Here is a 12,381-nt window from a genome sequence, read left to right as displayed (position 1 = left end):
ATATAACAAAAAAAGCCGACGTTTAGTCGGCTTTTGTGGGAGATACTGGGTTCGAACCAGTGACCCCCTGCTTGTAAGGCAGGTGCTCTGAACCAGCTGAGCTAATCTCCCTTTTGTTCTCGATTGGGATTGCAAAAGTAGAATTAAAATAAGTATTTCCAAATATTATTTTAATATTTTTTGATACAGTAAATACAAATTTAAATTAAAACTACTTATTTGATGCACAAACCAACTTCTCTTTCAGATTTAATTGATGATGCAGACCTGTCAGCAAGCTAGTAAAATGAACAACAGAATCTTGATGCGAATTTAATAGAAAGTCTTCTAAGTATTTACCAGTACGGTAACAAGAGGTTTCTGCCTTGTATCTAAAATCTTTATTTACAAAATTACCGTTAAGTTTCAGTGTGTCTTTAGAAAGTATATAGTTTCCTTTAGCATATTCATTCCATTCTTTAGCATCGTAGCAAGAACCGCCTTGTAAGTTTACTTTAGAAAACGAATGGATGGTGAGGTAAAAAGAATCACAAGTGAAAGTAAAACGGTGTTGTTGATAGTTAACTAATTGTTCTTTATTTTCAATTGCATCCTCTGTCCATTTTCCTTGCAAAAAATTTACACCTTGCGTTGAGGGTTTTTGATTAAAACTACAGCCGTTTGTTAAAACATAAATACTAATTATCAATATAAAGAAAGGAAGTTTTATTTTCATGCTTTAAAGGAATTGAGAATAATTTTCTCTCATTTTTTTGTAAATCTAAGCGGATTTAGATTCTTTTAGATAAAACATTAAATAATTTTAAATTGTTTTTTTAGTCTGAAATCTCTTACATACTTTATAAGTACTAATCTTTCAGTTCGTTAAAGCTTAAATAACAGTATTAATTTAAAATGAAAATATTAAGCTAAAATCTCTTTAATATCATCTGCAGAAAGCGACTTAATAAAACTTTCTTCTGTGGTAATTAAACTTTTTGCAACCCTTAACTTTTTATTTTGAAGAGCTAAAATCTTTTCCTCCACAGTATCTTTAGTAATAAATTTATAAATAAATACATTTTTGGTTTGTCCAATACGATGAGTTCTATCTATTGCTTGTTGCTCTACAGCGGGATTCCACCAAGGATCTAAAATAAAGACGTAATCCGCTTCGGTAAGGTTTAAACCAACGCCTCCGGCTTTAATGGAAATTAAGAAAATCTGAATTTCATCTTTCTTTTTAAATTCCTCCACTACTTTTCCTCTGTTTGTGGTAGAACCGTCTAGATAAGAATACCTCATATTATGTTCCTCAAAATACTTACGGTACAAATCTAACTGCTTAACAAATTGAGAGAAAATCAATACTTTATGCCCGGCTTCAACTACACTTTCTAACTTATGAATTACGTCTTCAAACTTTCCAGAATCGCCTTCATAATCTTTATCAACCATGTAAGGGTGATTTGCGATTTGACGTAATTTGGTTAAACCTTGCAGCATTTGGATAGGCGATTGTTTGTATTCGCCGGTTTCTAAACCTTTCAAAAGTTCGTTTCGATATTCCGATTTTACTTTTTCATAAACATCCGCCTGTGCCTCCGTCATTTCACTATAAAATAAGTTTTCTGTCTTTGGCGGAAGTTCTGTAGCCACTTGCTCTTTAGTGCGCCTCATTACAAAAGGCTTAATTAAAACCTGTAATTTTTGGGCCTTTTCGTCATCTTTTTTCTTTTCAATTGGCTGCACAAAATCAGTTTGGAAAAATGCTTGTGTGCCTAATAAACCAGGGTTAATGAATGACATTTGCGTCCATAAATCGTTAACGGTGTTTTCTACCGGCGTACCAGATAAAATCAATTTATGTTTAGATTTAAGCTGTTTAACGGCTTTAAATGATTTAGAGGATGGATTTTTAATGTTTTGGCTTTCATCCAAAATAATATAATGGAAATACATTTCACTCAATAAATCTGCATCTACACGTGTAATTCCATAAGTTGTAATCACTACATCATAAGCCTCAAAAATATTGATATTTTTATCTCTAAATGTGCCGGTATGGGTATAAATATTAAGGTTAGGTGTAAATGTTTTTGCCTCGTTAATCCAATTATAAATAAGTGAAGTTGGCATCACAATTAAAGAAGTAGTGTGGATACCTTGCTCTTGCTGTTCTTCTTTGCACTTTTGTAAAAGAGCTAACGTTTGGATGGTTTTTCCTAAACCCATATCGTCCGCAAGGCAACCGCCAAAACTATATCGCTGTAAAAAATGGAACCAATCATAACCAGCTTTTTGATAAGGGCGCAATACTCCTTTAAAATGAACTGGAGAAGGAATTTCATCGATATTATCAAAATCTGAAAGCCTTTGTAACTTTCTATCCATGGTGATGGTGGCCAAATCGCTATTGGCAAAATCATAAACCAAACCAACGTGTAATTTTTTTAGGCGAAGCTGATCATCTCCTTCTGAAAAGCTAAGTAAATTTCCATATTGACTAAACCATTTTTCTGGAATTATGGCAATCTCGCCGTTAGGCAAAGTAAATTCTCTTTTTTTATTAAGGATATGATTTTTAAGTTGGATAAAGGGAATTTTGTAGATTCCAAATTGTACCATCGCCTCAATATCAAACCAGTCATTTTTTTCGCTGATTTCTAAATCTATTTTACTATTGCCTATGATATATTTTTTTGCGCTAATATCCTGCTCAAAACTAAATCCTTTCTCAATTAACTCATCATGATATTCGCTAATAAAATCGAAAATAGAAAAAGATTTATCAACATCATCTAAATTATTTGCAACCTCGAGATGGACAAATAAGTCGCTATTGCTTTCCAAACCCATCTCTATCAATTCATCCAACTTTTTCTTTTCCCAGTTTAACGATCTCCGAATACGATGAAAAAAATAGTCATCCCCATCTTTTTCCATCCTTACGGTAACAGCTAAATCGCCACCAGCCGGGAATGTATAATTTCCATATTTAAAGAAAAGTTGTAACTCAGAAATTCCGCCACTAACATACACTACTTTTAAAATAGGTTGAGCAATATGTTTTTCTGTATGGATAGTAAAACCCTCAGCATAAACGTGGTACTTTTCTATTAAGGGAGAAACAAATTTTGAAAAATAAGTAGCTTCAGATGATTTTGGAATAGAAATGTATCTTTTATTAAGGAATGGCTGTAACTTTTTACCTTCTAATTCTTGTTCAAAATCATATAATATATCATCTAATAGCAAATACGCAGGGTAATTTAAAATAATCAACGCATCCTTAAACATAAAATCGATACGGTTATCTAAATATTTAATGGTAGGAAAATATCTTGTTTCTGTCTCATTTCTTCTAAAATGGAATAAAACTGTAGCAGGTTCTGTTGCAAAATGGATGCGTTTTTCTACTGGCCAACCCTCTTTGCTCATCAAATAGAATTCTTTTTCTTTTATAAGCTTTAAGGCTTCTGCAAGTTTCTTTTCAATTTTTGGACGAATGGAATCATAAGCCTTTTCATCCCAATTTTTTGTAAAAAACTCAGTTGCTCTAATGGTTTTCTTAAAATGTTTTTTGATGATATGATCTTGCTCTATTTCCTCTAAAAGTTTAATAAGTTTTAGATCGGTAGCATCCAAAAATTCCTGGAATTCACTTGCTGTGCTGGTAAATAGACGTTGGTAAGTTAAAGAAAAATCGCCATCGGTATTTAGTTGAACTATATGCGGTTCAATTAAATACCCTAAGTATTCATGCTTTGCTAAAGAATAAACCAGTTTACAAGGTTTATCTGTTCCAACTCGTATCATTTAATAGGGAGAAAATTTTACGAATTTAAATAGGTTGGAAGTAGAAAAAATCTAAAAGTAGCAATTGAATCTGATATAAGAAAGCAAAAGAGGATAAAAATTTATTTTTGACAAGATTCCATATTATTTATTGCATAGTTAATATATAATACCATTTATTAATGATAAAACGTTAAATAACATGACCTAAGCATTTTTAAAGTAATTTAAATAGCACCATAATTTTCATAAATCCTTACTCTTTCATCTTTATTTTATAATCTAAAAGTAGGATACAATTCATTTCAAAGAGGGTAAAATAAATTCTTATTATAATACATTTCATTTCGATAAGTATATTTCTATTTTTGATGTTCATTAATTTAAGATAAACAATGAACAATTGGTTTAAAAGGAATGGTATTCATTTGGGTATCATTGTGTTTTTTGTGGTTTTATGCTTTGTGTATTTTGCGCCGGCGTTCCAAGGTAAAGTTTTGATGCAAAGCGATGTGCAAAAGGCTGCTGCAACTCAAAGCGAAATCATGAAGTACAAAGCTGAGGATGGAAAAGCGCCATTATGGACCAACAGTATGTTTGGCGGAATGCCAACCTATCAAATTTGGCTAAAATACCCTAAAAACATCACTACTCATGTTATTGATGTGTTAAATGCGTCATTTCCAAATCCTGTAAACACAGTTTTAATATATTTATTAGCTACTTATTTTCTATTGATTGTTCTAGGAATGAGTCCTTGGCTTGCGGCTGTGGGCGCAATTGCTTTTGGTTTTTCATCTTATAACTTTATCTTTTTAGAAGCCGGACACAGCAATCAAGCTATGGCGATAGCTTTTTTTCCTACTATTTTAGGAGGAGTAATTCTTACTTTACGAGGCAGATATTGGTTAGGAACTGCACTTACCGCATTTTTTGTGGCAATGGAAATACGGACAAACCATATCCAAATGACGTATTATCTATTCATTGCCTTAATAATACTAATGGGTGTTGAGCTTTATCATTCTTATAAAGACAAAACTTTACCCGCTTATTGGAAATCATTAGGTTTCTTAGTTGCAGCAGCTATTTTAGGAATAGCAGTTAATGCGGGCTCATTATGGACAACCTATGAATACGGAGAATATTCTACTCGTGGAAAATCAAATATTACAACAGATAGCGCCCAACCAAATAATGGTTTAGATAAGGATTATGCTTTTCAATGGAGTCAAGGTGTTGGCGAAACCATGACTTTGTTAATTCCTAATGCTTATGGAGGGGCATCACAACCAACCTTAGATGATAAATCTGATGTAGCAAAAGCAATTATGGCTAAAGGTGCAGATGTGCAACAAGCAACTGGTTTTGCGCAACAAATGCCTGTTTATTGGGGGCCAAAACCTTTCACTTCTGGTCCTTGGTATTTTGGAGCTTTTGTTTTATTCCTGTTTATTTTTGGATTATTTGTAGTTAAAGGAAGATTAAAGTGGTTTTTGTTAAGCGCTACCGTATTGAGTATTTTATTGGCTTTCGGTAAAAATTTCTCTTTACTATCCGACTTGTTTTTTAATTACGTACCGCTTTATAATAAGTTTAGATCGGTAGAGTTTAACTTGGTAATAGCCAGTTTATGTGTGCCTATTTTAGCTTGTTTAGCAATTTTTGAAGCTACAAAACCTAACGTAGATGTTAAGGAAGTCATCAAGAAATTAAAAACTAGCGCATATATTGTTTTAGGGATTTTAGTGGTGATGATTGCTTTGCCAACTTTATTATTCTCTTTTAAAGCAGATAACCATCAAGATTTTTTAAATCAATTAAATCAGGTTGCCGGGGGCGATGCTAATTTTGGTGCTGAAATTTCAAAAGCATTGATTGATGATCGTATTTCTCTTTTCAGAACCGATGCTTTTAGGTCGTTCATATTTATTGCTTTAGGAATAGGTGCTTTATGGGCGCTCATCAATAAAAAAATCAATATGTCTTTAGGGCTGATCATAATTGGTGTTATTATTTTAGTCGATTTATGGTCTGTAGATAAACGTTATTTAAACGATGAAAAGTTTGTTTCTAAATCTATCATGAACCAACAAGCACAAAAGCGACCTGTTGATGAATTTATATTGAGAGATACCGATCCAGATTATCGGGTATTTGATACTACAATTCCAACTTTCCAAAGTGCAGACGCTACTGCTTTCCATAAAACAATTGGTGGTTACCATGCGGCAAAATTAAAACGCTTTCAAGAGGTTATAGATAAACAGTTTACCAGCAGTACAAATCAGGATGTTTTAGATATGCTGAACACGAAGTATTTTATTACACCCGGAAAAGATAATCAAACAGCATCTATGCAAGCAAACTCTACCGCTTGCGGACATGCCTGGTTTGTGCAAAGCGTACAATATGCCAAAGATAATGATCAGGAAATGTTAGGAATAAGTTCTTTTGATCCTAAAAAAGAAGCGATTGTAAACCGAGAGTTTGAGCCTTTATTAAAAGACAAAAATGTAGGTGTACCAAGTAACGGAATTATTAAGTTAACAAGTTATCATCCAGACTTGTTAAAGTATGATTATAGTATTGATAAAGAAGCTGTTGCAGTGTTTTCTGAGATTTGGTACCCAAAGGGCTGGAACATGTATGTTGATGGTGAACAAATGCCATATTTTAGAGCAGATTATTTGCTGAGAGCAGCGGTTTTACCTAGCGGAAATCATAAAATTGAGTGGAAATTTGAACCTCGTTCATATTTTTTTGGAGAAAATATTTCTTTATTCGGATCTATTCTTTTATCTTTAATCCTAGCTTACGCACTCTACCGCGAATTAGCTACTAAGCGACCAGCTTAAACTAACCAGTATAAAGGAAAATCCCGATTCAAAAAGATCGGGATTTTCCGCGTTTAATGGGGTTTTAAGGCCGAGTTTTAGAGATATTTCTTTATGTTTAAAAATCAGATTCGAGAGTTTTTTTATGGAATTTTTATCGTGTTTAAACATCTAATTATTAGGCTTTTTAGGCTGATTATTAAACAAAAGCACTAAAACCCGTAATAGCCCTCCCCACAATTAATGAATTTATTTCTTTAGTTCCTTCGTAAGAGTAAATCGCTTCTGCATCAGCAACAAAACGGGCAACATCATATTCTAAAAGTATTCCATTTCCGCCCATTACTTCTCTTGCTTTGCTTACTACATCCCTTGTTCTTAAACTGCAAAATACTTTCGCCAAAGAAGCATGCTCATCCGTTAGTTTGCCTTCATCTTGTAATTTAGAAAGTTGGAAAACCAAGGTTTGCATCGCGGTTAAATTAGAGAGCATTTCTACCAAATGGTTTTGTATCAACTGAAAAGAAGCAATAGGCTTACTAAACTGTTTCCTTTCTCTGGTATATTTTAATGCACTTTCATAAGCTCCTCTAGCCACACCAACAGCCATCCAGGCTACGCCGGCTCTTGTCATTTGTAAAACTTTAGCGGTGTCTTTAAATGAATCGCATTTTTGTAATCTGTTTTCTTCGCTAACCTCGCAATTGGTTAAGGTAATTAAACCATTTTGTACAATACGCAGCGCCATTTTACCTTCAATCTTTTCGACTACAAATCCGGGCGTATCTTTTTCTATCACAAAACCTTTCACTTGATTATCCGCTAAATCCCTTGCCCAAATAATGTTTACATCTGCAAAAGTAGAATTGCCAATCCATTTCTTTTGCCCGTTTAAAATCCATTTATCGCCAACTCTTTTAGCGGTTGTGGTTAATCCTCCGGCAACGGCAGAACCAACTTCGGGTTCTGTCAAACCGAAAGAACCTATCAATTCCATTTTTTGCATTTTGGGTAGCCAACGTTGCTTTTGTTCTTCGGAACCGCAGATATAAATAGAACCCATTGCCAAACCACTTTGTACGCCAAAAAAAGTTGCGATGGAAGCATCTATCCTTCCCATTTCAGAAGCGATAATTCCTTCCATTAAAAATGAGCGATTTGGACAACCATATCCATCATAGGTTAAACCGCAAATGTTCAATGCTGCCAGTTTTGGAATCAATTCGTGAGGGAATCTGTCCTTCAACCAATAATTATTTACTATCGGTTTTACTTCCTTTTCTAAAAATGCCCTCACCTTTAATTGTAATTCTCTATCTTCTGGAGAAAGAGAATCTGACAACTCATAAAAATCACCATTTATTGGTGGCAGTTCTCTATGTTTTTTAGTGCCGCTTTTTAGCATCTTTTGAATGCCCATTAATTGTTGGTCGTCTAGTTTGCCAAAAGCAGTCATCATTTCCTGCAAATCAACTTTTTTAGAAAGTGCTTCTAACTGGGTTAAATCAATACTTTTAAATAATTCGTATCCTTTTTTAACTTTTGAAAAAATATTTGACATAAATTTATATTTGGGTTAATATTATAAACAAAGATTATTCCATAAGATTAAGAAAATGAATGAAATTAAAAGATGCCATTGGTGCGGTAATGATGATTTGTATATAAAATATCATGATCAAGAGTGGGGAAAAGAAATACAAGATGACAAAACTTTGTTTGAATTTTTGGTTTTAGAATCAGCTCAAGCCGGATTAAGTTGGATTACCATTTTACGCAAAAGAGAAAATTATAAAAGGCTTTTCGCCGATTTTGATGTAGATAGAGTTGCTGCGTTTTCTGATGAAAAAATAGAGGAAATTTTGCTAGACCCAAGGATTATCCGTAATCGACTAAAAGTAAAATCGACGGTAAAAAATGCTCAACTATTTATAGAAGTACAAAAAGAATTTGGAAGTTTCTATAGCTATCTATATGCTTTTATGCCTAATAATAAATCCATTAAAAATGATTTTAAAAATAGCCGAGAGACTCCCGCAACCTCTGAGATTTCTGATACAATTGCTAAGGATATGAAAAAGAGAGGATTTAAATTTTTCGGTTCTACTATTTGTTATGCTTTTATGCAAGCGGTTGGTATGGTAAATGACCACGCTGTGGATTGTGAATTTAGATAAGCTTTGATATTTTTTAATCATTTTAATTTATCTTGTTACAGTGGTTTAAAATATTCCTGTTATTTTTACCTAAAATATTTAAGATATGAATTTCCCTGCAGAATTAAAGTACACGAAAGACCACGAGTGGATAAGAGTTGATGGCGAAGAAGCTACCATTGGCATTACTGAGTTTGCGCAACATGAGTTGGGTGATATTGTTTATGTTGATATTAACACGGTTGGAAATAAAGTTGCCGAAGGCGAGGTTTTTGGAACTGTAGAAGCTGTTAAAACTGTTTCAGATTTATTTATGCCAATTGATGGAACTGTTTTAGAAATTAATGCCAACTTAGACGCTAATCCAGAGCTGGTAAATAAAGATCCTTACGGCGAAGGTTGGATGGTTAAGATTAAACTTTCTAAATCTGCAGATTCACTTTTATCTGCGGAGGCTTATAAAGATTTAGTTGGAGCATAAAAGCAAATGCTAAAGACTTTAAAATTTCAATGGGCGGCAATTAGCTGGTCTATCTTGGTAATCATACTTTGTGATTTGCCTTCTAGCGATTTGCCACAGGCCCAACATTTTTTTGAAGGATTTGATAAAATGGTACACTTAGGATTTTTCTTTGTGCTTACCGTTTTTTTGTTTTATGGTAAAATTAAACAACAAAATAGTTTTGATTATCGTTTATTGACCATATTAAAAATTATATTAGTCAATGTGCTCTTAGGGGGCGGAATTGAGCTTTTACAATGGAAAGTATTTACCTACCGCTCTGCAGAGTGGTGGGATTTCTTTGCAGACATGGCTGGTTTGGGAATGGGCGTTTTTAGTTACCTATTATTACACAGAAAGGCTTATGTATATAAATTGGTTAAAAAATAAACAGATGATAAAAGCTTTAAAAATTATTTTCCTATTTCTTGTTATTTCTGTTTTTAGTTCATGTAGCATATTTAAAAAAGGCTGTCAATGTCCTAAATTTAGTTTACAAAAACCCCCAATAAAACCATTGTAAATCAAATACCAACTCGGTAATTAATAGCCGTCTCTTTATTTGGATTTAATATAAATAAGCTTTATTTTTGCTCATCAATATTCTAAAAATGAAGTTATCGCAATTAAAAATAGGAGCAATAGGAATCATAAAAGAATTTACTGATTTAGAAATGTCGGTAAAATTGATGGAGATGGGTTGTTTACCAGGAGAAACAATTAAAGTTGAACGTATTGCCCCTTTTGGCGATCCAATTGCAATTTCCGTTTCTGGTTATCAATTATCTTTAAGAAAACGCGAGGCTTCTACAATAGAACTTATTTAAATTGTGAGGATTGAAAGACAGGCTAAGAATAGCTCTTGTAGGTAATCCAAATACCGGCAAATCAACCATATTTAATGCCCTTACTGGTTTAAACCAAAAAGTAGGGAATTTCCCCGGAGTTACCGTTGATAAAAAAATAGGCTTTTCGAAATTAGCAGATAGCACAAATCTTGAGATTGTTGATTTACCCGGCACTTATAGCTTATATCCCAAAAGCGCTGATGAAACCATTGTTTTTGAAGTACTTTCAGATAAAAATAATCCATCCTATCCAGATTTAGTGCTTATCGTGGCAGATGCCACAAATCTTAAAAGAAATCTTTTATTATATACCCAAATTGCAGATTTAGGTTTGCCTATCATCATTGCATTAAACATGATGGATTTGGCTTTAAAGAGTAATATGAATATTGATGTGGATGGTTTGGCTGAAAGGCTAAACGTTCCTGTTGTACCAATTGCCGCCAGAAAAACCCAAGGGATAGAAGAATTAAAAAAAGCAATTCAATACCGTAGTAGCCAGCCTTTTCAAACATCAACAATTGATGTGGAGTTGATTGCACCAGATTTAATCAAATCCATATCAACGGAATTGAATCTTGATAATCCTTACGTTGCTTTACAAATTGCACATCAATATCAAAATATAAGTTACCTAACAAAAACACAGATAAGCCAGATAGAAGCTTTTGAAAAACAATACGATTTTCATTCGCAAAAATCGCAAGCAGCAGAAACCATAGCCCGTTATAATTTTATAAACGATGTTTTATTAGATACTGTAAAATATAATTCGGTTGCATTAGAAGAAAATATCAGCAATAAAATAGATCATTACCTCACCCATAAAATTTGGGGATTTGTAATTTTTATCGCCATCCTTTTTGCGATTTTCCAGTCCATTTTTGCTTGGTCAGAGTATCCAATGTATTTGATAGAAACAGTTTTTGTATGGTTGGCACAAATCGGACATCAATATTTACCAGAAGGTGCACTAACCAATTTATTGATTGATGGTGTGCTTGCTGGTTTAAGCGGAGTGATGGTTTTTATTCCACAAATTGCTTTATTATTCGCTTTCATTTCTGTTTTAGAGGACACAGGTTATATGTCTCGTGTAACATTCATGATGGATCGTTTAATGCGAAAAGTTGGTTTAAACGGTAAATCTGTTGTGCCAATGATTGGCGGTTTGGCTTGTGCAGTTCCATCAATCATGAGTACCAGAACCATAGAAAACTGGAAAGAAAGGATCATCACCATTATGGTAACACCTTTGGTAAGCTGTAGTGCTCGTTTACCAATTTACACCTTGTTAATTTCCTTGGTAGTACCAAAAAGATATGTTCTAGGCATCATCAATTTGCAGGGATTGGCTTTAATGTCGCTTTATGTAATGAGTATTGTTGCTGCTATTTTGGTGGCTTGGGTAATGAAAGGAATTATCAAAAGCAAAGCAAAAGGATATTTCATTATGGAATTACCCGTTTACCGAATGCCAAGGTGGAATAACGTAGGCATAACGATGTTTGAAAGTGTAAAAACATTTGTTACCCAAGCCGGAAAAGTTATCATTGCGGTTTCAATTGTACTTTGGGTTTTAGCAAGTTATGGTCCTTCAAATCGTTTTGAAAAAATAGATGCGAAATATAATTCTCAAAGTTTGCAACAAAGATATTCATCAACAGAAATTAATAGATTAAAGGCATCAGAAAAGCTAGAAAGTTCTTATGCCGGTGTATTAGGAAAATCTATTGAGCCGGGCATTAAACCTTTGGGATTCGATTGGAAAATTGGTATTGCCTTAATTACATCTTTTGCAGCCAGAGAAGTTTTTGTAGGCACAATGGCCACTTTATATTCTGTTGATGGCGATGCTACAAAAATGGAATCTGTAAGGGAAAAAATGGCGGGTGCTAAAAATACTGAAACGGGACTTCCTGTTTTTACGGTAGCTTCTGCGTTTTCTTTAATGATGTTTTATGCATTTGCCATGCAATGTATGAGCACAATGGCAGTTGTTTATCGGGAAACAAAAAACATTAAATGGCCTTTAATCCAATTTACCTACATGTTGGTTTTAGCTTATGTAGCTAGTTTTGTGGTATATCAATTGTTAAAATAAGTTGAAATTATTTAAGATAATTGTCTAAAGATTCTTTTCTTAACTATAAGGCTTAATGTCTCTTAACTCCTTAATGTTTTAAATTGTTTACCCTTTGATCAAGAAAAATCCTTAAATCTTGTAAATCATGATTCAGACAATTTAATGTTGTCAACAA

At 33.4% G+C, this 12,381-nt stretch carries 9 protein-coding genes and 1 tRNA gene; 6 read left to right on the top strand and 4 right to left on the bottom strand.

The genetic code is table 11. The features are described 5' to 3' along the window. Window positions 1-36: 36 nt before the first annotated feature. The 3 genes from A5893_RS10935 to A5893_RS10925 form a co-directional block, all read right to left on the bottom strand. Window positions 37-111, bottom strand: a tRNA-Val gene (locus tag A5893_RS10935). A gap of 100 nt (window positions 112-211) precedes the next feature. Then, complete coding sequence (locus tag A5893_RS10930; protein ID WP_068822612.1) at window positions 212-715, bottom strand: hypothetical protein; 504 nt, start codon at window positions 713-715, stop codon at window positions 212-214. 188 nt (window positions 716-903) lie between these two features. After that, the gene (locus A5893_RS10925) at window positions 904-3,798 is read right to left on the bottom strand and encodes a DEAD/DEAH box helicase (protein WP_068822611.1); all 2,895 of its coding nucleotides are present in this window, start codon (window positions 3,796-3,798) and stop codon (window positions 904-906) included. A 374-nt stretch (window positions 3,799-4,172) separates the two neighbouring features. Between A5893_RS10925 and A5893_RS10920 the strand changes: the two genes are divergently transcribed. Then, window positions 4,173-6,635 (top strand): glycosyltransferase family protein, encoded by a 2,463-nt coding sequence (locus tag A5893_RS10920; RefSeq protein WP_068822610.1) that lies wholly within the window; start codon window positions 4,173-4,175, stop codon window positions 6,633-6,635. Between the two features lie 178 nt (window positions 6,636-6,813). On the opposite strand, the gene A5893_RS10915 is transcribed toward A5893_RS10920, so the two are convergent. Beyond that, on the bottom strand, window positions 6,814-8,175 hold the full coding sequence (locus A5893_RS10915) for an acyl-CoA dehydrogenase family protein (RefSeq protein ID WP_068822609.1): 1,362 nt from the start codon (window positions 8,173-8,175) through the stop codon (window positions 6,814-6,816). 55 nt (window positions 8,176-8,230) lie between these two features. On the opposite strand from A5893_RS10915, the gene A5893_RS10910 reads away from it, so the two are divergent. The 5 genes from A5893_RS10910 to feoB all read left to right on the top strand — a co-directional run bounded on the left by A5893_RS10910 (window position 8,231) and on the right by feoB (window position 12,224). Continuing rightward, window positions 8,231-8,791, top strand: coding sequence for a DNA-3-methyladenine glycosylase I (locus A5893_RS10910; RefSeq protein ID WP_068822608.1), 561 nt, complete (start codon window positions 8,231-8,233; stop codon window positions 8,789-8,791). Window positions 8,792-8,876: 85 nt separating this feature from the next. After that, complete coding sequence (gene gcvH / locus A5893_RS10905; RefSeq protein ID WP_068822607.1) at window positions 8,877-9,251, top strand: glycine cleavage system protein GcvH; 375 nt, start codon at window positions 8,877-8,879, stop codon at window positions 9,249-9,251. 6 nt (window positions 9,252-9,257) lie between these two features. After that, window positions 9,258-9,662 (top strand): VanZ family protein, encoded by a 405-nt coding sequence (locus A5893_RS10900; protein WP_068822606.1) that lies wholly within the window; start codon window positions 9,258-9,260, stop codon window positions 9,660-9,662. Between the two features lie 221 nt (window positions 9,663-9,883). Further along, entirely contained in the window at window positions 9,884-10,099 is a 216-nt protein-coding gene (locus A5893_RS10895) for a FeoA family protein (RefSeq protein ID WP_068822605.1), read from the top strand. A 10-nt stretch (window positions 10,100-10,109) separates the two neighbouring features. Further along, window positions 10,110-12,224 carry a ferrous iron transport protein B gene (feoB, locus tag A5893_RS10890; protein WP_068822604.1) on the top strand — a complete coding sequence of 705 codons (2,115 nt, stop codon included), beginning with the start codon at window positions 10,110-10,112 and terminating at the stop codon, window positions 12,222-12,224. The last annotated feature ends 157 nt before the right edge of the window (window positions 12,225-12,381 follow it).

The sequence above is a fragment of the Pedobacter psychrophilus genome (assembly GCF_001652725.1).
Lineage (GTDB): Bacteria > Bacteroidota > Bacteroidia > Sphingobacteriales > Sphingobacteriaceae > Pseudopedobacter > Pseudopedobacter psychrophilus.
Note: the sequence above shows the minus strand (reverse complement) of the source record. Positions and strands in the feature narration are given on the sequence as shown.

Excerpts from the sequence above, each read along its gene's own strand:
- A5893_RS10930 (WP_068822612.1), bottom strand. The coding sequence starts at position 715 with ATGAAAATAAAACTTCCTTTCTTTATATTGATAATTAGTATTTATGTT.
- A5893_RS10925 (WP_068822611.1), bottom strand. The coding sequence starts at position 3,798 with ATGATACGAGTTGGAACAGATAAACCTTGTAAACTGGTTTATTCTTTA.
- A5893_RS10920 (WP_068822610.1), top strand. The coding sequence starts at position 4,173 with ATGAACAATTGGTTTAAAAGGAATGGTATTCATTTGGGTATCATTGTG.
- A5893_RS10915 (WP_068822609.1), bottom strand. The coding sequence starts at position 8,175 with ATGTCAAATATTTTTTCAAAAGTTAAAAAAGGATACGAATTATTTAAA.
- A5893_RS10910 (WP_068822608.1), top strand. The coding sequence starts at position 8,231 with ATGAATGAAATTAAAAGATGCCATTGGTGCGGTAATGATGATTTGTAT.
- gcvH (WP_068822607.1), top strand. The coding sequence starts at position 8,877 with ATGAATTTCCCTGCAGAATTAAAGTACACGAAAGACCACGAGTGGATA.
- A5893_RS10900 (WP_068822606.1), top strand. The coding sequence starts at position 9,258 with ATGCTAAAGACTTTAAAATTTCAATGGGCGGCAATTAGCTGGTCTATC.
- A5893_RS10895 (WP_068822605.1), top strand. The coding sequence starts at position 9,884 with ATGAAGTTATCGCAATTAAAAATAGGAGCAATAGGAATCATAAAAGAA.